This is a genomic window from Nonomuraea mangrovi (assembly GCF_042681425.1).
Classification (GTDB): Bacteria; Actinomycetota; Actinomycetes; order Streptosporangiales; family Streptosporangiaceae; genus Nonomuraea; species Nonomuraea mangrovi.
Window position 1 is genome coordinate 79,595 of record NZ_JBHUFV010000041.1, and the last position, 20,247, is coordinate 99,841.

A 20,247-nucleotide genomic window follows, 5' to 3' on the forward strand; every position below is an offset into this window, starting at 1 on the left:
TCAGACGGGCACGGCTTCCACGAGGCTCGCCCCGGCGGACAGGTCGAACACCTCGCTCAACCTGAACCCGGTCTTCTCCAGCAGGACGGCGTACTCCTGGCGAGTCCGCTCGGTTCCGCCGTCGAACAGGGCGAGCATCCGCATGTCCATGTCCTTGCCGACGTGCGGCTCGTCCTCGTCGGGGAGGACCATCTCGAGGATGAGCAGGCGCCCGTCCTCCCTGATCGCCTCCCTGACCCTGCGCAGGATGCGCTCGGCGTCGTTGTCGTCCCAGTTGTGCAGGATGCTGGCCAGCAGGTAGGCGTCAGCCCCCTCGGGGACGCCCTCGAAGAAGTCCCCCGCCAGCACCTCGCACCGGTCCGTCAGCCCGTGCGCGCCCAGCGCCTCCGCCGCGCCGGGAACCACGTGCGCCAGGTCGACCAGGACGCCGCGGACCCCAGGGTGGGCGTGCAGCACCGCCGCCAGGATGTGGCCCTTGCCTCCCGCCACGTCCACGAGCGTGTCGACGGCGGAGAAGTCGTACCGCTCGGCCACCTGCCGGGCGAACGGCATGGCTCGGGAGGTCATGTAGTCGTCGAAGACGGCGCCCACCTCGGGGTGCCGCCCGAGGCGCTCGTAGAGCGGGCCGTACCGCTCGACGAACGCCGAGCGGCCCTGGCGCACGGTCGAGGGCAGGTTGCCGAGGGCATACCAGAAACCCTCCTCGGCGATCATCCGTACGGCGGGCAACGTGGAGTCGGGAGCGTCGGAGCGCAGGGAGGAGCCCTCCTCGGTCAGCTCGTACCGGTCGGGCTCGACCGATCGCACGATCCCCATGCCGGCCAGCTCGCGAAGGACCCGGCGCAGCGAAGGGGCGTGCGCGCCGCACCTCAGAGCGAGCTCCTCGGCGTTCAACGGTCCTTCGGCCAGGTGGTCGGCGCATCCCAGCTCCGCCATCGTCGCCAGGGCGGCGAACCTGGAGATGCCCGAGATGGCGTTCCAAATGGGGCCGGCCGGGTGTGACACGATTTCCTCCAACGCGTGATCTAGTGAGTGCGCCTGGCATGGTGGTGCCAGACCAGTAGTCGTCGTTCGGCCACGGTGAACAGCCCGTTCACCAGGTAGCCCAAGAGGCCGAGAAGCGCGATGGCGCCCCAGACCGCAGGGGTGTCGAAGCCGCGCTGCGCCTGCAGGAGCTGGTATCCGATGCCGTCCGCGCTGCCGAACAGCTCGGAGATGACCATCAGGATGAGCGCGAGCGACAGGCTCAGGCGCAGCCCCGCGAAGATCTTCGGCGCGGCCGCGGGAATGACGACGTTCCGCAGCTGCTGCGCCCTGGTCAGGCCGAAGACGATGGCGGTCTCGGTGTAGGTCCTGTCCACGGCCTTGGCGCCGTCGATGGAGTTGAGCAGCACGGGCCACACGACGCCGAAGACGATGGCCGCGATCTGCATGGCCAGGCCCGCGTGAAGGAGCACCAGGAGCAGCGGCAGGAGCAGCGGCGGCGGGATGACCCTGGCGAACTGGATGAGCGGTTCGACGTAGTCGGCGGCGGTGCGGGACCGGCCGAGGACGACCCCGATGATCACGCCGAGCACGGCGGCGAGGATCCAGCCGGTGAACATGCGGCCCAGGCTGGGCAGGATGTTCTCGATCGCGTCATCGGTCAGGAAGAGCCTGCTGACGGGGCCCGAGAACCACATCTCGTGCATTCTGAGCACGATGGTGGAGGGCGGGGGGAAGTCGGTGTCCTGGAGGATCCGCGTCGTCAGCTCCCAGAGCGCCACGACCAGCGGAACCAGCCATACACGCTTGAGAGCGTTCACGTCGTCGCTCCGGTTCTGGCCTGGTGCCAGTGGAAGAGCCGCCGCTCGGCGGCCACCAGCAGGAGGTTGGCCACCAGGCCGATGATCCCGGACCAGAACGTGGCGGCCATGATGAGGTCGGTACGGTTGCCGCTGCCCGCCTGGATGACGAACACGCCGATCCCGCCGGTGCCGCCCGCCAGGAGTTCGGAGCTGACCGCGAGGATGAGCGCGATGCCCGCGGCGATGCGCACGCCCGTGAGCATGAACGGCGCCGCGCTCGGCAGGCTCACCCTGCGCAGCACGTCGACGGGGCCGAAGCCGAAGCTGCGCAGCGACTCCTTGGCGAGGGGGTCGACGTCGTGCATGCCGTACAGGGTGTTGATCAGCACAGGCCACAGCGAGGCATAGACGATGACGGACACCTTCATCAGCGAGTCCGTCGAGATCAGCAGGATCGCCAGCGGGATGATCGCCACGGAGGGGATCGGCCGCAGGAACTCCAGGAGCGGCCTGGTGGCCCGTTCCACGGACGGCAGGCTCCCCAGGAGCACGCCGAGCGGCACCGCGACCACGACCGACAGGAGCAGGCCCAGGGCCCAGTTGGTGAGGGTGGTCGCGACCCCGGACAGGAAGACGGGGTCGGCGAGCAGGCCCGCCGCCTCCCACAGGACCTGCGAGGGGGGCGGGAAGACCACGTCGTCGGTGAGCGCGAACCTGACGGTCAGCTCACCGACGAGGAGGAACCCCGCGACGCCTGCGGCGCCGCGGAGGATTCGCGCCCTGCTCATCCGGTGGCGCCGACCAGAATGGTCTTCACGTCCAGCGGGCTCTGGATGTACTTGTACTCGAGCATGAGGTCGGCGACCCGCTGCAGCCGCGTCTCGTTGAGCGAGGTCGGGAACGTCCCGAGGGTGATCACCGAGGCGGTCTTGGCGTCGATCTTGGTGTAGGTGGGCAGCACCGCCTCGACCTCCTTGCGGTCACTGGCCACCAGCTGCTGGGCCTTCGCGATGGCGCGCTGGAAGGCGGCCAGCGTCTTCGGGTACTTCTTCGTCCACTCCTCGGTCGCCATCCAGGCGGCGATCGGCAGGTCGGCGGTCTGGCCCGAGATGGTGTCGGCCAGCTTGCGGAACCCGGCCTGGCTCTGGGTGGCGGTGATGAACGGCTCGGTCATCCACGCCGCGTCGCCCTGGCCGGTGCTGAGGGCGTTGGCCATGTCGGGGAAGGGCTTCTCGATGAACTTGATGTCGTCCTTCGTGAGTCCCGCGACCTTCAGCGTGGCTTCCACGGTGAGGGTGCCGATGTTGTTGAGGGTGTTGACCAGAACGGTCTTGCCCTTGAGGTCGGCCACCGAGTTCAGCGGGGAGTCCTTGGGGACCATGAGGTTGAAGGTGTTCGGCGCGGCCTGGTAGACGTCACCGACGACCTTGATCTTCTCGCCCTTGCTTGCGGCGAGGAAGGTCGAGACGTAGTTGGTGTGCGAGATGTCGAGGGCGCCGTTCTTGATCTGCGGAAGCGCGGCGGCGCCGCCCTGGATGATCACCGGCTCGACGGTGAGTCCCTCTGCCTTGAAGAACCCCTTGGCGTTGGCGATGTAGAGCGCGGCCGGGTCGGGAATGGGAAGGGCGCCGACCTTGATCGTGGTCTTCTCCAGCCCCTTTCCCCCGGCGGGGGCGCTGGCCGTATCCGATCCACCGCAAGCGGCTAGGGAGAGCGCCGCCGCCAAGCCGAGAACGAGCGCGCGGGCGCGGACTATGCGAGTCATCGAGGAGCTCCTGCGAGGGGGGGAAGCGTGGATGTCCGTTATGACGGGCGTGAAGCGTACAGGAGCGCGATCTTTCCTGGAAGACGGGTGTCTCGTATAGGGGGTCATGCGCGAAAAGGAGGAATTACGACATGTCCCCAATGTGGTGATTGCTATACGTAACGGGATGTATGTCTGATTTATTGGCGGATGTGGCAGGGCGTCCTGTGGGCGGAGTGGCAATAAATGCGTAACCCCTTGGAGCGTTCCAAAAGTTGCATTGCATTGGCGTGAGATAGAAGGTTGTGCTCCAATTGCCCCGATACTTGCCTGCAACCACTCGTCTCACCGGCGAATCGGTTCGCTCCGCACAAGCGCAGGCATCCGCGAGAGGTTACGACTTGTGAGGACAGCAACGACCGGCTCCGGTCGTGGCATCGCGCCGGAACCCCCGGGCCCCAAAGCGGCTCGCGAGCCGATGCCCGAGCCGGGCGAGGACGCCGGTAGCAAGATCGCCCTGCGCAACTGGCGGGTGCGCACGCGGCTCGTGGCGCTCATCGCCGTCCCGACCGTCGTGGCCGTTCTGCTCGGCGCGCTCCGCGTGACCACGTCGATCAGCAGCGCGGAGGAGTACGGACGAGTCGCCGACGGGGCGGAGCTGGTGGTCGCGCTCGGCGGGCTCGGTCACGAACTCGCCCTCGAACGGGACCTCTCGGCCAGGTTCGTCGCGGCCAACAGGGACGACGGCGACCTCCAGGGCCTCAAGACCCAGTACCAGGCGGTCGACGCCGCGGTCACCAAGGTCAAGTCCGCCGCGCGGACGGCAGAGGAGTCGATGTCGGAGCTGGGCCGCCGCGAGCTGGCGCAGGTCCGGATCCGGCTCGACCAGCTGCCCACCCTGCGGACGACGGTCACCGACACCCAGCTGCCCCCCGTGCCGGTCATGGAGAAGTACTCCGAGACCATCGCCGAGATGCTGCAGCTCTACGACGAGACCGTCCAGGGTGTCTCCGACGACGAGCTCATCGTCACCAACGCGGCCCTCGGCGCCGTCGCGAGGGTCAAGGACGAGGTCTCGAAAGAGCGGGCACTGCTGACGATCGCCCTCGTGCGGGGCCGCTTCGACGGCACTGAGTTCGACGCCTTCCTGGCCGCCCGATCCGGCAGGGACAGCGAGCGCAACGCCTTCCGCGCCGCGGCCACGCCCGCGCAGCGGCAGTTCTTCGACGACACGGTGACCGGCCAGGAGGTCGGCCGCGCCGAGCTGTACGTCGCCAGGGCCGTCTACCTGCACAACCAGCGGACGTCGCTGCGCGCGCTGGACACCTCCACGACCCAGGACGCCCAGCGCTGGTTCGACGCGATCTCCAAGACCGCGGACCGGCTCTACGCGGTGGAGAAAGCGCTGTCCGGCTCCATCACGATCAAGAGCACCGAGCTGAAGGCCGCCGAGCAGCAGGTCGCCGTCATCAACATCGCGCTCGTCCTCGTGCTCCTCATCATCGTCCTGGTCATCACCGCGATCATGGCGCGGTCGCTGGTCCGCCCGCTCCGCCGGCTGCGCGGTGACGCGCTGGAGGTCGCGGGCAGGACGCTGCCGGGCATCGTGCAGCGGCTACGCGAGGAAGGGCACGGCACGGAGACCGTGGAGGTCCCGCCGATCGGCGTCTCCTCCCAGGACGAGATCGGTGAAGTGGCGCGGGCCTTCGACGAGGTCCACCGCGAGGCCGTACGGCTGGCCGGTGAGGAGTCCAAGCTCCGCGCCAACGTCAACGCCATGTTCGTCAACCTCTCCCGCCGCAGTCAGACGCTGGTCGAACGGCAGATCACCCTCATCGACGGCCTGGAACAGGGCGAGCAGGACGAGCAGCGGCTCGCGAACCTGTTCAAGCTGGACCACCTGGCCACCCGTATGCGCCGCAACTCCGAGAACCTCCTGGTCCTCGCCGGGCAGGACCCGCCGCGACGGTGGAGCCAGCCGGTGCAGCTCGTCGACGTCGCCCGTGCCTCCCTTTCCGAGGTCGAGAACTACGACAGGGTGAACCTCCAGGTGCCGGGCGGCGCGGCCGTCGCGGGCCAGGCCGTCAACGACGTCATCCACCTGCTGGCCGAGCTGGTCGAGAACGCGCTTGCCTTCTCCCCCCGCGAGACCCACGTCGTGGTCTCGGGCAACAGGATCGACGGCGGCGGCATGATGGTGTCGATCACCGACTCCGGCATCGGCATGACCCAGGAGGAGCTCGTCCAGGCCAACGCGCGCCTGGCCGAGGCGCCGACCGTGGACGTGTCGGTGTCGCGGCGCATGGGTCTGTTCGTGGTCGCGAGGCTGGCCCACCGGCACGGCGTCAGGGTGCAGCTGCGCCCGCACGGCGGCGGCGGCCTGACCGCGATGGTGCTGCTGCCCGAGTCGCTGCTGGGCGGCGCCACGCCCGCCATGGCGGGCACGGGAGCCAGAGGCGTGGAGACGCACTCGCCCGCGGGCTGGCCCGCCGACACCCAGCGACCCGCCCCCTTCACGGCCGACACCGGCCCCGCCTGGGCCTCCGAGCCAGGGCCGGGCACCGGCGGGCCCAGTGGCTGGAGCTCCGACCCTGGGTCCGTGCCGAGCTGGGGCGGCGCCGACACGGGCGGCGGCATGGGTTCGTGGCCGTCCTCGGCCCAGTGGCCCTCCTCCGACGGCGGCGCGCCGCAGTGGCCCTCTTCCGACGGAGCCGCCCCCCAATGGCCCTCCTCCGACGGAGCCGGGGCCCAGTGGCCGTCCGAGAGCGGCGCGTGGGCCTCGGGCCCCCGCGTGGCGGGCGGCACCTTCGACAGCGGCGAGGCCGACGTATGGGCGCCCAGCAAGGGGGCGTGGCCCGAGTCCACGCCCGCCGAGCAGCCCTCCACCTGGTCGTTCCAGGACAGGGCGAGCGCCGCGCCGGGCACGGGACGGTACGACTTCCCCGAGGTCGAGTCGAACCCGACGGGACCCATCCCCGCGGTGAAGGGCGCCAAGGGCGACGAGTTCCTGCCGATCTTCGCCTCCGTCGAGTCGGCCTGGTTCGACAAGGGCGAGGAGTGGGGCGCGGCCAAGGCCGACGCGGGCTGGTCGGCGGCGGAAGCCGTACGCGAGCCCGTCAAGGACGGGTCCACGGCCGCCGGGCTGCCCAAGCGGGTGCCCAAGGCCAACCTTGTCCCCGGCTCCGCCGACACCTCGGCGCCCAAGGGAGTCGCGCCCATGCCGGCGATCTCGCCGGAACGGGTGCGCAACAGGTTCTCGAGCTTCCAACAGGGGTTCAGGGCCGCACGTGACGACATCAGCGAAGGCCGCTACACGGGCGGCCCGAGGACCGTTGATAGCAGGGAGGAGGACGAGTGAACGACCTGAGTCACGCGGCACGCGGGGTCGACTGGTTGATCACCGACTTCGTCAGTGGCGTTCCCGGAGTCGCCCACGCGGTGGTGGTCTCTTCGGACGGCCTGCCGCTGGCGGCCTCTTCTGGATTCCCGGCCGACCGAGCCGACCAGTTGGCCGCCATCGCCTCAGGGCTTATCAGCCTGACGCAGGGAGCCGCACGGGTCTTCGAGGGAGGGCCCGTCACCCAGACGATCGTCGAGATGCAGCGCGGGCTGATGCTGATCATGGCGATCAGCGACGGCTCGTGCCTGGCGGTGCTGGCAGCGCCCGACTGCGACATGGGGCTGGTGGCGTACCAAATGACGCTGATGGTGGAGCGGGCCGGTCAGGTGCTCACGCCTGCCGTACGCGCCGAGCTCCGCGCGACCCAGACCAGGTGATGTAAGTGACGGACCCCAGATGGAATCCCGGCGGCGGCTGGCAGCCCCCGCAGCCCGTCCATGCCGAGCCGGCCTCACCGGTCCGTCCATACGCCGTGACGGGCGGGCGTACGGCGCCGCGGGTGAAGTTCGCGATGGAGGCGCTGGTCTCCTCCGCCACGGTGGAGCCGCGTGATCTCTCGCACATGCCGGAGTACGCGGCCATCAGCCAGCTCTGCCGCAGCGTGCGGTCGGTGGCGGAGATCTCGGCGCTGCTGCGGATCCCGCTCGGCGTGGTCAGGGTGCTGATCGCGGACATGGCGACGGAGGGACTCGTGCGGGTGCACCAGCCACAGCTCGACGCTGGAAAGCCCGACATCAACCTGCTCGAAAGGGTGCTCAGTGGACTTCGCAGGCTCTAGCCGCGGGCTGACCTCGACGAAGATCGTCGTGGCCGGCGGCTTCGGCGTGGGGAAGACGACGTTCGTGGGTGCGGTGTCGGAGATCCTGCCGCTCACCACCGAGGCTGTCATGACCAACGCCTCGGCGGGGGTGGACGACGTCTCGCTCACCCCGAACAAGACCACCACGACCGTCGCCATGGACTTCGGCCGGGTGTCGCTGGACAGGGACCTGATCCTCTACCTGTTCGGCACGCCGGGTCAGCACCGGTTCTGGTTCATGTGGGACGACCTGGTCCGCGGCGCCATCGGCGCCGTCGTGCTCGTCGACACCCGCAGGCTGGCCGACTCCTTCCCCGCGATCGACTACTTCGAGGAGGCCAAGCTGCCCTTCGTCGTCGGCCTGAACGGCTGGGACGGGCAGCAGCTCCACTCGGAGGACGAGGTGCGCGACGCGCTCACGCTGTCGCCGCACATCCCGATCGTCAGGCTGGACGCCCGCGCCCGCGACTCGGTGAAGAGCGCGCTGATCACCCTGGTCGAGCACGCGTTGACCATCCGCATGGCCGTCCCCGGTCTCCAATAGCGGTTAGGCTGAGTCGCAAGACCACGCATATTCGCTTCGAGGACTGGCCTACCACGTGTTCGAGACGCTTTCCGACCGGCTGACATCGGTCTTCTCCTCCCTCCGATCCAAGGGTCGGCTGTCCGACGCCGACATCGACGCCACAGCGCGCGAGATTCGCATCGCGCTGCTCGAGGCCGACGTCGCGCTGCCTGTGGTCAAGGCGTTCGTCGCCCAGGTCAAGGAGCGGGCTCGCGGCGCCGAGGTCTCCCAGGCGCTCAACCCCGCCCAGCAGGTCGTCAAGATCGTCAATGACGAGCTGATCGCGATCCTGGGCGGGGAGACCCGCAGGCTCCGCTACGCCAAGACGCCGCCGACGGTCATCATGCTGGCCGGTCTGCAGGGCGCGGGCAAGACGACGTTGGCGGGCAAGCTGGCCAAGTGGCTGCGCGACCAGGGCCACGCGCCCATGCTCGTCGCCGCCGACCTGCAGCGACCCAACGCGGTCACCCAGCTGCAGGTCGTGGGCGAGCGGGCGCAGGTCGCCGTCTTCGCCCCCGAGCCTGGCAACGGCGTGGGCGACCCCGTCGGCGTGGCCAGGCAGTCGATCGACTTCGCCAGGCAGCGCCAGCACGACATCGTCATCATCGACACGGCCGGCCGCCTGGGCATCGACCAGGAGCTGATGCGGCAGGCCGCCGACATCCGCGACGCGGTCTCGCCTGACGAGGTCCTGTTCGTCGTCGACGCCATGATCGGCCAGGACGCGGTCACGACCGCGCAGGCCTTCATGGAGGGCGTCGGCTTCGACGGCGTCGTGCTCACCAAGCTCGACGGCGACGCCAGGGGCGGCGCCGCCCTGTCGGTACGCCACATCACCGGCAGACCCATCATGTTCGCCTCGACGGGTGAGAAGCTCGAGGACTTCGACGCCTTCCACCCCGACAGGATGGCCTCGCGCATCCTCGACATGGGCGACATCCTCACCCTGATCGAGCAGGCACAGAAGACCTTCGACGAGGAGCAGGCCGCCAAGATGGCGGGCAAGCTCACCTCGGGCGAGAACTTCACCCTCGAGGACTTCCTCGAGCAGATGCAGATGGTCCAGAAGATGGGCCCCATCAAGAACCTGCTCGGCATGATGCCCGGCATGGGGCAGATGCGCGACCAGATCAACTCCATCGACGACCGCGACCTCGACCGCATCGCCGCCATCATCCGCTCGATGACGCCGGGCGAGCGGCACGACCCGAAGATCATCAACGGGTCGCGCAGGGCGCGCATCGCGGGTGGCGCCGGCGTGTCGGTGACGGCGGTGAACAACCTGGTCACCCGCTTCTTCGAGGCGCAGAAGATGATGAAGCGCATGGCGGGGGGCCTGGGCATCCCCGGCATGCCGGGCGGCAGGGGCAAGGCCGCCAAGGCGGCGCAGAAGAAGTCCAAGAAGGGGCGGCGCGTCAGCGGCGACCCGCGCAAGGCGGCGCTGGGCAAGGCCAACTCCGCCGAGGAGGAGGCGGCGCCCCGCATGGGCGGCGCCCTCGGCAACCTCGGCGGCCTGGGCGGCAAGCTCCCCAAGGGAATGGAGCTGCCGCCGGGCTTCGACCCCTCCAAGCTGAAGCTGCCAGGCCAGCAGTGATGTTCGACAAGCGGGCACGAGTGATCATCGCGGTCCTCGTGCTCGCCATCTTCGCCCTCACCGCGTTGCAGCAGTTGGGCGTCAGTTTCCGCTGAGGGCTGTGTCGGGTTCGCTCACCCCTTTGGATCTGGCACAATGGCATGTTGGAACACCGTGGCCAGGTGGGTGCCCTCTCACCTCCCGCCGGTCACGCCTGTCCCTCGAGCCGACACTCCGCCGTGCCCCACTCGGCGAGGCGAAGCTCACCCACGCTCTAATGCAGGAGAGACCACACCAGTGGCAGTCAAGATCAAGCTCAAGCGGCTCGGCATGATCCGCAACCCGCAGTACCGCATCGTCGTCGCCGACAGCCGTACCAAGCGGGACGGCAGGGCGATCGAGGAGATCGGCCTGTACCACCCGAAGGAGAACCCTTCGTTCATCAAGATCGACGCCGAGCGCGCCGCGTACTGGCTGGGTGTCGGCGCGCAGCCGACCGAGCCGGTCCTCAAGCTGCTCAAGCTCACCGGCGACTGGCAGAAGTTCAAGGGCGAGGCCGCCCCTGAGCCGCTGAAGGTCGCCGAGCCCAAGGCCGACCGTCACGCCATCTACGAGGCTGCGGCCAAGGAGGCGCTGTCCGGTGGCGACACCGGCACCGCCGCCACCACGCCGAGGAAGGCCAAGAAGAAGGAAGAGGCCGCGGAGCCCGCCGCTGAGGCTCCCGCTGAGACTCCGGCCGAGGCCTGACATGCTCGAGGAGGCCCTCGAGCACCTCGTGAAGGGCATCGTCGAGAATCCCGACGACGTCCGCGTCCGTGCCCGCCGCATCAGAAGCGGGCGCGTTCTCGAGGTCCGGGTCCACCCCGAGGACCTCGGCAAGGTCATCGGTCGCGGCGGCCGCACGGCCAAGGCGTTGCGCACTGTGATCAACGCCTTGTCCGACGGCAAGTACGTGCGGGTCGACCTGCTCGATCTGCACGAGGCCGTCCGCTAGCGAGGAGTGTCGTGCCCCCACCGGCCTGGCCGGTGGGGGCCGTTTTCGTGGAAGGTAGTGCAAAGGTGCAGCTAGTCGTCGGCAGGATCGGCCGCCCCCACGGGGTGCGCGGCGAGGTGACCGTCGAGGTCCGCACCGACGAGCCAGGCCTGCGCTTCGCCCCGGGATCGTCCCTGGCCACCGAGCCCGCCGCGCGCGGCCCGCTCTCGGTCGAGGGCCACCGCTGGCACAAGGGCATCCTGCTGGTGCGTTTCGAGGGAGTCTTCTCCCGCGAGGCGGCCGAGGACCTGCGCGACACGTTGCTGGTCATCGACTCGGCCGATGTGGCGCCGTCCGACGACCCCGACGAGTTCCACGACCACCAGCTCATCGGGCTGTCCGTCGTCACCGTCGGCGGCGAGCGGGTCGGCGAGGTCACCGACGTGCTCCACCACGGCCAGGACCTCCTGGTCGTACGGCGCGCCGACGCCGACGACGCCCTCATCCCGTTCGTCAAGGCACTCGTCCCCGAGGTCGACGTGCCAGGGGGAAGGCTCGTCGTCGACCCGCCGGAAGGCCTGCTGTCATGAGGCTCGACATCGTCTCGATCTTCCCCGAGTACTTCGCCCCGCTCGACGTCTCCCTCATCGGCAAGGCGCGCGAGCGCGGCACCCTCGACGTGCGGCTGCACCAGCTGCGCGACTGGGCGCACGACGTCCACAAGACCGTCGACGACACCCCCTACGGCGGCGGCCCCGGCATGGTCATGAAGCCGGAGGTCTGGGGCGAGGCGATCGACTCGATCATCGGTGACGGCGCGCCCCGCATGGTGGTGCCCACGCCGAGCGGCCGCCCCTTCACCCAGGAGCTGGCCCAGGAGCTCGCCCACGAGCCGTGGCTGCTGTTCTGCTGCGGACGCTACGAGGGCATCGACTCCCGTGTCATGGCCGAGTACGGCACGCGCCTGCGCGTCGACGAGGTCAGCATCGGCGACTACGTCCTGGCGGGCGGCGAGGCGGCCGTCCTGGTCATGGTCGAGGCGATCGGCAGGCTGCTGCCAGGCGTGCTCGGCAACGCCCACTCGGCCGTCGACGACTCCTTCGCCCCCGGCGCGATGCAGAACCTGCTCGAAGGGCCCGTCTTCACCAAACCGCCGGTCTGGAGAGGGCGCGAGGTGCCTGACGTGCTGCTTTCCGGACACCACGGAAAAGTGGCCAGATGGCGCAGGGACGAGGCGCTGCGCCGTACGATGAGGAACCGGCCCGATCTGGTCGAGGCGCTCGACGCCTCGGCTCTCGACAAGCGGGACAAGGAGCTGCTGCTCTCGTTTCGCGCCGAGCCGGAAGATATGGCAGACTGAATCGCTGGTGTGCCCGTCGTAGGCCACCTGATTCATCCAACCAGCAGGCGTGTCCCCCTCGTCGCAGTGCCCAGGCGCTGCCGGGTGGACCTCCGCATGCTCGCTAAACGTTGAGGAAACGCTCTCATGCACACGAAGATCCAGGAGCTCGAGAAGGCCACCCTGCGCAGCGACGTCCCGGCCTTCCGCCCCGGTGACACGCTCGAGGTGCACGTCCGAGTCGTCGAAGGCAACCGCTCCCGCGTCCAGGTCTTCAAGGGCTTCGTGCTCCGCCGCCAGGGCAGTGGCGCCCGCGAGACCTTCACGGTCCGCAAGGTCAGCTACGGTGTCGGCGTCGAGCGCACCTTCCCGGTCCACAGCCCGGTCATCGAGAAGATCACGCTGGTCACCCGCGGTGACGTGCGTCGCGCCAAGCTCTACTACATGCGCGACCTGCGCGGCAAGGCCGCCCGCATCCGCGAGAAGCGCGAGGCCGTGCCCGCCGGCAAGTAGGTTCTCACCGAACGGCCCCGTGACCACGCAGGTCACGGGGCCGTTCGGCTTTGCAGGGGCATTTCCTTTATGTGGAGCGACGCGGGGTCGCGTGTACCCTCCCTCGGGCAGGGCCTTCATCTAGGCTCGTCAGCGATGAAAAGCGAGAGCCGGAACAAGGTGGAGACAGCTGCACGGAGGAAAGGGTCGTTCTGGAAAGAACTACCCGTGCTCGTGGTCATGGCACTGGTGCTGGCTCTCGTCGTCAAGACCTTCGTGTTCCAGGCGTTCTACATCCCGTCGGAGTCGATGGAGAACACCCTCCTGACCAACGACAGGGTCCTGGTCAACAAGCTCGTCTACCGCACCCGCGACATCGAGCGCGGCGACATCGTCGTCTTCTCCGGCGCGGACTCCTGGGACGCGGGCGTCGCCCCCGAGATGCCCACCAACCCCGTCGCCGCCTTCTTCCGCTGGGCGGGCACCGCCTTCGGCGTCGTGCCCGGCGAGAAGGACTACATCAAACGGGTCATCGGCGTCGGCGGCGACACCGTCACATGCTGCGACATCAAGGGACACATCACGGTCAACGGCGTCGCGCTGGACGAATCGCCTTACCTCTATCCTGGCAACGTGCCCTCCCAGAGCTTCTTCACGACCAAGGTGCCCGAAGGGCGGCTCTGGGTGATGGGCGACCACCGTCAGGTCTCGCTCGACTCCCGCGAGCACACCTCCGCCCCCGGCGGCGGCTCGATCCCTGTCGACCAGGTCATCGGCCGCGCCTTCGTCATCATCTGGCCCCTGTCCAGGGCCACGACCCTGTCCATCCCCGAGACGTTCGCGCAGCCCGCCGGCGCTCTGGCAGGGGCGGCACCGGCACTGGCCGGGCTCGCAGGCGCCCTGCCGCTGTTCTGGCTGCGCCGACGCTGGCACACGAGGCGGTAGCCGTACCCCCATGGCAGTTGAAGAGAGCAAGAGCAAGAAGCGCAGAGGCGGGCTCAAGGAGACGTTGTTCCTGATCGCCCTGGGCGTCGGCGCGGCGCTGCTGCTGCAGGCGTTCGTCGTGCGGTCGTTCTACATCCCCTCCGAGTCGATGGAGAACACGCTCAGGATCGGCGACAGGGTGAGCGTCAACAAGCTCCACGGCGCCAGCGAACGCGGCGACATCGTGGTCTTCACGGGGTGGAACGGCGAGGACACCATCAAGCGGGTCATCGCCGTCGGCGGCGACAAGGTCGCCTGCTGCGACGCGAAGAAGCGCATCACCGTCAACGGGATTCCGCTCGACGAGAACTACCTCTTCCCCGACGACTTCCCCTCGGGCGAGGAGTTCTCCTACACGGTGCCCCAGGGCAAGCTCTGGCTCATGGGCGACCACCGCTCCGCCTCCGTCGACTCCAGGACCCACGTGCGCCAAGCCGGCGAGTGGATCTCCGAGGACCAGGTGATCGGCAGGGCGTGGGCCATCTACTGGCCCTTCTCCCACGCCACGATCCTCAGCCGGCCCGAGATCTTCGACAAGGTGCGGTGAGTCGCGGATGGGGCGTACGCTGCGTGTGTCATGTTTCGACCACGTCCTAGCGTTGTCCGGCGCGATTCCGGGCTCTACGCCTACGAGCGGGCGCTGGCGCGCAGGGGGCTGACCCCGATCGCCGGAGTCGACGAGGCGGGCAGGGGCGCCTGCGCGGGACCCCTCGTGGTGGCTGCCGTCGTGCTCAGGCGCGAGATCGAGGGGCTGGCCGACTCCAAGCTGCTGGCGCCCCCGATCAGGTCGGCGCTGTACGACAAGATCATGGCCACGGCCGAGGTCGGCGTCGTCGTGATCCCTCCCGCCGAGATCGACGCGCGCGGGCTGCACAAGTGCAACGTCACGGGAATGCGGCGGGCGGTGGCGCGGTTGCCGTTGGTTCCCGGATACATCCTCACCGACGGCTTCCCCGTCCCAGGGCTGCCCGCGCCGTCGCTGGCCGTGTGGAAGGGGGACCAGGTGGCGGCCTGCGTCGCGGCCGCGTCCATCGTGGCGAAGGTGACGCGGGACAGGATGATGACGGAGCTGTCCTCGGACTTTCCCGAGTACGGCTTCGCGGAGCACAAGGGGTATGTGACTCCGGCCCACCGGCGGGCGTTGCGCTCGTATGGGCCATGTTCACACCATCGCTTCTCCTTCGTGACGGTGTCACGGACCTTCGTGGGGGAGAATGGAGTGGGGGCAGGAGTTGCCTGATCAGGCTGGAGGACCGGGATGAGCGCAGAGGATCTCGAGAAGTACGAAACCGAGATGGAGCTGCAGCTTTACCGCGAATACCGTGATGTGGTCGGGCTGTTCACGTATGTCGTCGAGACCGAGCGGCGGTTCTATCTGACGAACTCGGTGGATCTCGACGTGCGGACGGCGGAGAACGGGGACGTGTTCTTCGACGTGAAGATGCAGGATGCTTGGGTTTGGGATATGTACCGGCCTGCACGGTTTGTTAAGAATGTACGGGTGGTGACGTTCAAGGACGTCAACGTCGAAGAACTGGCCAAGCCTGACCTGGAAATGCCCAAGGAGGGCTTCTCGGGCTGAATTCCGTGACGGGTCCGGTCAGGGGCTTCCATCAGCGCCTTACGGGCGTGGAGACCGGGCCGGCTCGGAGACTCCACCCGGTCTTCCAGACGCGGCCCGGACCGGGCCTGGCCGGAGCGCTTCCACTTCCGTCTTCCAGATGTGGCGCAGATCGGGGCCGGGCGGAGGGCTTCCGCCTCCGTCTTCCAATGTGGCGCAGATCGGGGCTGGCCGGAAGGTTTCCACTTCCGTCTTCCAGGGGTGGCCGCAGTCCCGGGCCGGGCGGAGGGCTTCCACCTCCGCCTTCCAGATGCGGGCAGATCGGGGCTGGCCGGAAGGCTTCCACCTCTGTCTGCCAGGGGCGGCGCAGACCGGGGCCGGGCGGAGGGCTTCCACCTCCGTCTGCCAGGGGCGGCGCAGACCGGGGCTGGGCGGAGGGCTTTCACCTCCGTCTGCCAGGGGCGGCGCAGACTCGCGCGGGGGCAGAGGGCTTCTACCCGCAATTTCCCGGCGTGGCATCATCTGCGCATCGCTCTTTCGACGGCATTCGCCGTGGTTCCCACCCGGCGAGGTGGACGGGCGTTCCCTGACCACGCCACGCTCGCCTTCGGGCCCACGCCCCCTCTGGCCGCCGACGAACAGCACCAGTCTGCCGACCCGGTCACCCGCGGGGCTCGTTGGCTCACACCCCTTCGGGCTCACACCCCCTGGCCGCTGACGAACCACACCCGTCTGCCGACTCGGTCACTCACGAGGCTCGTTGGCTCACACCCCTTCGGGCCCCACCTCCCTGCGGGCCGCCGCGCCCCTGCGCTCCGCGTCCATTTGGGGCCTGCGCCCGTCCGGGACCGCCGCTTGTCTTCCCCCGCGTCCTCTGTGCCTCGTGCCCTGTGCCCCGTGTCCGTCTGGGGCCTACGCCCGTCTGCCCGCGTCGCCCTGTGCCCGGCTCCCCTGCCTATGCCATGCGTCGCCCTGCGCCCCGCGTCTACCCGCGCCCCGCGTCCGTCTGGGGCCTACGCCCGTCTGCCCGCGTCGCCCTGTGCCCGGCTCCCCTGCCCATGCCATGCGTCGCCCTGTGCCTCGCGTCTGCTCCGCGTCCATCTCGGCCTGCGCCCATCCCGCGTCAGTGCAGCCAGCCGAGGCCCTTTGGCCAGTCCAGCCTGGCCGGAGTCGCTAGGCCCGCCCATGACGAGCCGTTCGGACGCCCGCCCGCCGAGTTGTCTCCTGACCGTTTCCCTTTGGCGGATGCTCCCCACGTCCGGCCCATACACGCCGAGCCACCTAGGTCCCCTGGTCACCTTCAGCGGGAAGCCCTGCCCCGCCCTGGGGACGCATGCTTGCCGCAGCCGCAGCCGCAGCCGCAGCCGCAGCCGCAGCCGCAGCCGCAGCCGCAGCCGCAGCCGCAGCCGGAGGTGTGAGGGCGACTCATCCGCGCCCCAGACGCACACCCGTTCCAAGGTCACAAGCCGGCCGTTCCCAAGGCCGCGAGCCGCTCCGGCCGTTCCCAAGGTCGCGAGCCGCTCCGGCGGTTCCCAAGGTCGCGAGCCGCTCCGGCGGTTCCCAAGGTCGCGAGCTGCCCCGGCGGTTCCCAAGGTCGCGAGCCGTCCCTCGCACCTCCATCATCAAGACTCCGCGGACCGCCCCACCTACCCGGCCATTCGGTTGTCCACAGGCGCTCAGCCCCACACCCCCGCCGTCCACAGAATCCGATTCACCCCCCTCCACCCCACCCCCGCTCCGGAACAGTCAGCCCCGGAGGTGGTCCCATGTCACCCAAAGACGAGCTGGGCAAACACGGCGAGCAGGTCGCCGTCGACTACCTGCGTGCCGAGGGCATGCAGATCCTCGATCGAAACTGGCGCTGCCGCCACGGCGAGATCGACGTCATCGCGGAAGACGGCACGAACCTCGTCGTCATAGAGGTCAAAACCAGATCAGGCCGCACCCACGGCACCGCACTCGAAGCCGTCCGCCCCGCCAAGCTGGCCCGTCTGCGCATGCTCGCCGCCAAGTGGCTGGCCGCCCAACCCCGCCGCTTCGACTTCGTGCGCGTCGACGTCATCGCCTTGGAGCGGATCGGCGACGACTTCGCGATCCGCCACGTCCGGGGGGCGATCTAGATGGCAGTGGCACGCACGCGCAGCGTCACCCTCATCGGCGTGACAGGCCGAAGCGTCGAGGTCGAGGCCGACGTCGGCAGCGGCCTGGCAGGCATCCACCTCATCGGCCTGCCCGACACCGCGCTCAGCGAAGCCCGCGACCGCGTCCGCTCGGCGATGGTCAACAGCCACTACCCCTGGCCCGACGCCCGCATCACGGTGAGCCTCTTCCCCGCCAGCCTGCCCAAGCGTGGCAGCCAGTTCGACCTCGCCATCGCCATCGCGATCCTGGGTGCGGCGGGTGCCGTACCGGCTGATCGCGTCGCCGAGCCGTTCTTCCTCGGCGAGCTGGGCCTCGACGGCAGGCTCAGAGCCGTACGAGGAGTCCTCCCATCGGTGCTCGGCGCGGTCCGCAGCGGCGGCACCACGGTCGTCGTCCCTGCGGCGAACGCCGCCGAGGCAGCCCTCGTCCCGGATGTCACCGTGGTCCCCATCACCGACCTGCGCCAGCTCGTGGAGTGGTTGCGCCGAGGCGACGCCCCACCCCGCTACACCCCACCCGAGGACGAACCCCCCACCGACGGAACGGCCTCAGCGTTCCCCACGCCTGCCGGACCTCCGCTCAGGAACACCAGACCGGCCGGCGACCAGAGCGACGCCCCCGCCGCCGAACCAGGCCACAACGGCACAATGACCGGCCATTTGACGGGCGCCGACCTGTCGATCGGCAGCACCACCACCCCCTTCAGGTACGCCACAGGCAGCGCATCGGGCGGGCCCCTCGCCGCCCCAGACCACGGCATGGACCTGTCCGATGTCGTGGGACAGCCTCTCGGCCGCCGCGCCCTCGAAGTGGCCGCGGCCGGTGGCCACAACCTGTGGATGGTCGGCCCGCCAGGCACCGGCAAGACGCTCCTCGCCGAGCGCCTGCCCACCCTCCTGCCCGACCTCGAGATCGACCACGCTCTGGAAGTCACCGCGATCCACTCGATCGCCGGCGTCCTGCCTCCCGACAGCCCGATGATCAACCGCCCGCCGTTCGTGAACCCGCACCACACCGCCAGCATCGCCTCCGTCGTCGGCGGCGGCAGCAATGTGGTCCGCCCCGGGGCCGTCTCCCTGGCCCACCGAGGCACTCTGTTTCTCGACGAGGCTCCCGAGTTCCCCAGGCACGTCCTCGATTCGCTACGCCAGCCGCTGGAGGCGGGCAGGGTGACGGTGTCCCGCTCGGTCGGTACGGTCACCTTCCCCGCGAAGTTCATGCTGGTACTGGCCGCCAACCCGTGCCCATGCGCCCAACCGGCCGGTTCAGGCGAATCCTGCCGATGCTCGCCTGCCGTACGGCGCCGCTACCTCGGCAGGCTGTCGGGTCCCCTGCTCGACCGCATCGACATGAAGGTCACAGTCGCCCGCTCCAGCCGACGCGAGCTCATGGCCGACCGCCAGTTCGTCGAGACCAGCAAGATCGTCGCCGAACGCGTCAAGCTCGCCCGGGAACGCGCCACCAAACGCCTGTCCACAACCCCCTGGCGAACGAACGCCGAAATCCCCGCAGCGGTCCTCCACGCCGACTACCGTCCGTCCGACGAGGCCATGCGCCCCATGACCGCCTGCCTCGACTCCGGCTCGCTCAGCGCCCGCGGGCTCGACCGCGTCGTACGCGTCGCCTGGACCATCGCCGACCTCGCCGGCAAAGACCGCCCAGGCCCGGAAGAGACGTCCGCCGCCCTCGCGATGTGGCTGGGCGTCGGCTGACACCCGCCTGGAGCGGAAACCGCGCCCCAACCAGACACCGCCTGACCGCCTGACGCCTCGCCTCCCCAGCCCAAGGACCATCTGGCCCCGCGAGGACTTCACAGGAGTCGGGCCCCCGAACTCCCGGGCGGGAACGACCCACCTCACCGTGCCGACAGCCGCGCTCACCGGCCTCACAGCACTACCAGCACGCCACCTCCAACCCATGACAGGAGCAGACAACATGAACAGCCCCACGCCATCGACCCCGGATGGCCTGGAGCCATCACCCCCCGTCAACCAGCCAGGCAAGGAGGCGACAACACCGAAGACCTCCCCACCATCCATGGCCTCACCACCATCAAGCCCACGCATCCTCACGGAAGCGCATCCCACGCCCTCCAGCCCACCATCGAGCCTCACGCCACCCGGTCTCACGCCACCCGGTCTCACGCCATCCAGCCCTGCGCCACCCGGTCTCACGCCATCCAGCCCTGCGCCACCCGGTCTCACGCCATCCAGCCCTGCGCCATCCAGCCCTGCGCCATCGAGTACCGCTGCATTCAGCCCCGCGTCATCGAACCCTGGGTCATCGAGCTCCACGCCGTCGAGCTCCACGCCCTCGAGCACTGAGCCACCCTCGGGCCCCTCACCGACCCCATCAACGTCACCGACCGCAGCGATCCCGCCGGTGTCACCGACACCGCCGCCACCAGCCCTGACATCAGTGTCGGCATCACCACAGTCGGCGCCACCGGCTCCGCCGTCACCAGCCCTGGCATCACCAGCTTTGGCGTCACCACAGTCGGCGTCACCGGCCCCGCCGTCACCACGCTTCGACTCGTCGAGTTGCCCACCCGCTTCCCGCCGACCAGGCACCCACTTCATCTCGTCGATCCCGCCGTCCTACGAGAGCGGCGAGCTCCCAAGCTCGGCGTCCCATGCCACAGACCAAGGCGTTCCCTCACCTCTGGCCGAACACAGGCCGGTCGGACTCACCCCCACCCACGACCAGCTCCACTCACTGCCACCCGCACCCGCTACGAGCCACCCCTCGCTGGTACTGCGTCCGCGAGATGCCGAGGCGACGCCTGCCGTACCCACGACACCACCGCCCGCCGATCATCCATCCCCAACCCCGCACCGCCCTGATGACGAGCCAGAAGACGCGTCGCTGCCAGCCACCGCCTACCCGAC

20 protein-coding genes are annotated in these 20,247 nt (G+C 69.3%); 16 read left to right on the forward strand and 4 right to left on the reverse strand.

Annotated elements, in window-relative coordinates; genetic code table 11:
* Genes ACFSKW_RS27580 through ACFSKW_RS27595 form a run of 4 tightly spaced genes read right to left on the reverse strand, consistent with a single transcriptional unit; the run spans position 1 to position 3,552 of the window.
* Positions 1–1,005, reverse strand: a complete 1,005-nt coding sequence (locus tag ACFSKW_RS27580) for a methyltransferase (protein ID WP_379575359.1) — start codon at positions 1,003–1,005, stop codon at positions 1–3.
* Between the two features lie 20 nt (positions 1,006–1,025).
* On the reverse strand, positions 1,026–1,805 hold the full coding sequence (locus tag ACFSKW_RS27585; protein ID WP_379575360.1) for an ABC transporter permease: 780 nt from the start codon (positions 1,803–1,805) through the stop codon (positions 1,026–1,028).
* Positions 1,802–2,575: an ABC transporter permease gene (locus tag ACFSKW_RS27590; protein WP_379575361.1), complete on the reverse strand. Its 774-nt coding sequence runs from the start codon at positions 2,573–2,575 to the stop codon at positions 1,802–1,804. Before ACFSKW_RS27590 ends, ACFSKW_RS27585 begins: the two co-directional genes overlap by 4 nt.
* On the reverse strand, positions 2,572–3,552 hold the full coding sequence (locus ACFSKW_RS27595) for an ABC transporter substrate-binding protein (RefSeq protein ID WP_379575362.1): 981 nt from the start codon (positions 3,550–3,552) through the stop codon (positions 2,572–2,574). Before ACFSKW_RS27595 ends, ACFSKW_RS27590 begins: the two co-directional genes overlap by 4 nt.
* A gap of 382 nt (positions 3,553–3,934) precedes the next feature.
* On the opposite strand from ACFSKW_RS27595, the gene ACFSKW_RS27600 reads away from it, so the two are divergent.
* The 16 genes from ACFSKW_RS27600 (at position 3,935) to ACFSKW_RS27675 (ending at position 19,071) form a co-directional block, all read left to right on the forward strand.
* A complete protein-coding gene (locus tag ACFSKW_RS27600; protein WP_379575363.1) occupies positions 3,935–6,889 on the forward strand; it encodes a sensor histidine kinase in 2,955 nt (984 codons plus the stop codon).
* Entirely contained in the window at positions 6,886–7,308 is a 423-nt protein-coding gene (locus tag ACFSKW_RS27605) for a roadblock/LC7 domain-containing protein (RefSeq protein ID WP_358140687.1), read from the forward strand. The genes ACFSKW_RS27600 and ACFSKW_RS27605 overlap by 4 nt, the downstream gene beginning before the upstream one ends.
* 5 nt (positions 7,309–7,313) lie before the next feature.
* Entirely contained in the window at positions 7,314–7,709 is a 396-nt protein-coding gene (locus ACFSKW_RS27610) for a DUF742 domain-containing protein (RefSeq protein ID WP_379575364.1), read from the forward strand.
* A 7-nt stretch (positions 7,710–7,716) separates the two neighbouring features.
* Positions 7,717–8,274 (forward strand): GTP-binding protein, encoded by a 558-nt coding sequence (locus ACFSKW_RS27615; protein WP_379575442.1) that lies wholly within the window; start codon positions 7,717–7,719, stop codon positions 8,272–8,274.
* A 55-nt stretch (positions 8,275–8,329) separates the two neighbouring features.
* Positions 8,330–9,889, forward strand: a complete 1,560-nt coding sequence (gene ffh, locus ACFSKW_RS27620; RefSeq protein ID WP_379575365.1) for a signal recognition particle protein — start codon at positions 8,330–8,332, stop codon at positions 9,887–9,889.
* A gap of 276 nt (positions 9,890–10,165) precedes the next feature.
* Complete coding sequence (rpsP, locus tag ACFSKW_RS27625; protein WP_379575366.1) at positions 10,166–10,615, forward strand: 30S ribosomal protein S16; 450 nt, start codon at positions 10,166–10,168, stop codon at positions 10,613–10,615.
* A gap of 1 nt (position 10,616) precedes the next feature.
* Entirely contained in the window at positions 10,617–10,862 is a 246-nt protein-coding gene (locus ACFSKW_RS27630) for an RNA-binding protein (RefSeq protein WP_192780433.1), read from the forward strand.
* Between the two features lie 65 nt (positions 10,863–10,927).
* Positions 10,928–11,431 (forward strand): ribosome maturation factor RimM, encoded by a 504-nt coding sequence (rimM, locus tag ACFSKW_RS27635; RefSeq protein ID WP_379575367.1) that lies wholly within the window; start codon positions 10,928–10,930, stop codon positions 11,429–11,431.
* A complete protein-coding gene (trmD, locus tag ACFSKW_RS27640) occupies positions 11,428–12,201 on the forward strand; it encodes a tRNA (guanosine(37)-N1)-methyltransferase TrmD (protein WP_379575368.1) in 774 nt (257 codons plus the stop codon). Before rimM ends, trmD begins: the two co-directional genes overlap by 4 nt.
* A gap of 126 nt (positions 12,202–12,327) precedes the next feature.
* The gene (gene rplS / locus ACFSKW_RS27645; RefSeq protein WP_379575369.1) at positions 12,328–12,693 is read left to right on the forward strand and encodes a 50S ribosomal protein L19; all 366 of its coding nucleotides are present in this window, start codon (positions 12,328–12,330) and stop codon (positions 12,691–12,693) included.
* A 207-nt stretch (positions 12,694–12,900) separates the two neighbouring features.
* Positions 12,901–13,617 (forward strand): signal peptidase I, encoded by a 717-nt coding sequence (lepB, locus tag ACFSKW_RS27650; RefSeq protein ID WP_379575371.1) that lies wholly within the window; start codon positions 12,901–12,903, stop codon positions 13,615–13,617.
* Positions 13,618–13,627: 10 nt separating this feature from the next.
* On the forward strand, positions 13,628–14,203 hold the full coding sequence (lepB, locus tag ACFSKW_RS27655) for a signal peptidase I (protein WP_379575373.1): 576 nt from the start codon (positions 13,628–13,630) through the stop codon (positions 14,201–14,203).
* A gap of 30 nt (positions 14,204–14,233) precedes the next feature.
* Entirely contained in the window at positions 14,234–14,896 is a 663-nt protein-coding gene (locus ACFSKW_RS27660; RefSeq protein ID WP_379575374.1) for a ribonuclease HII, read from the forward strand.
* Positions 14,897–14,914: 18 nt separating this feature from the next.
* Positions 14,915–15,238 carry a DUF2469 domain-containing protein gene (locus ACFSKW_RS27665; protein ID WP_067184127.1) on the forward strand — a complete coding sequence of 108 codons (324 nt, stop codon included), beginning with the start codon at positions 14,915–14,917 and terminating at the stop codon, positions 15,236–15,238.
* Positions 15,239–16,983: 1,745 nt separating this feature from the next.
* Positions 16,984–17,337 (forward strand): YraN family protein, encoded by a 354-nt coding sequence (locus ACFSKW_RS27670; RefSeq protein ID WP_379575375.1) that lies wholly within the window; start codon positions 16,984–16,986, stop codon positions 17,335–17,337.
* Positions 17,338–19,071 (forward strand): YifB family Mg chelatase-like AAA ATPase, encoded by a 1,734-nt coding sequence (locus tag ACFSKW_RS27675; protein WP_379575376.1) that lies wholly within the window; start codon positions 17,338–17,340, stop codon positions 19,069–19,071.
* Positions 19,072–20,247: the final 1,176 nt, after the last annotated feature.

Bases quoted from the DNA above. Each gene is read 5' to 3' on its own strand.
- lepB (WP_379575373.1), top strand. From the start codon at position 13,628: ATGGCAGTTGAAGAGAGCAAGAGCAAGAAGCGCAGAGGCGGGCTCAAG.
- trmD (WP_379575368.1), top strand. From the start codon at position 11,428: ATGAGGCTCGACATCGTCTCGATCTTCCCCGAGTACTTCGCCCCGCTC.
- rplS (WP_379575369.1), top strand. From the start codon at position 12,328: ATGCACACGAAGATCCAGGAGCTCGAGAAGGCCACCCTGCGCAGCGAC.
- ACFSKW_RS27595 (WP_379575362.1), bottom strand. From the start codon at position 3,552: ATGACTCGCATAGTCCGCGCCCGCGCGCTCGTTCTCGGCTTGGCGGCG.
- ACFSKW_RS27630 (WP_192780433.1), top strand. From the start codon at position 10,617: ATGCTCGAGGAGGCCCTCGAGCACCTCGTGAAGGGCATCGTCGAGAAT.
- ACFSKW_RS27590 (WP_379575361.1), bottom strand. From the start codon at position 2,575: ATGAGCAGGGCGCGAATCCTCCGCGGCGCCGCAGGCGTCGCGGGGTTC.
- ACFSKW_RS27660 (WP_379575374.1), top strand. From the start codon at position 14,234: ATGTTTCGACCACGTCCTAGCGTTGTCCGGCGCGATTCCGGGCTCTAC.
- ACFSKW_RS27665 (WP_067184127.1), top strand. From the start codon at position 14,915: ATGAGCGCAGAGGATCTCGAGAAGTACGAAACCGAGATGGAGCTGCAG.
- ACFSKW_RS27670 (WP_379575375.1), top strand. From the start codon at position 16,984: ATGTCACCCAAAGACGAGCTGGGCAAACACGGCGAGCAGGTCGCCGTC.
- ACFSKW_RS27675 (WP_379575376.1), top strand. From the start codon at position 17,338: ATGGCAGTGGCACGCACGCGCAGCGTCACCCTCATCGGCGTGACAGGC.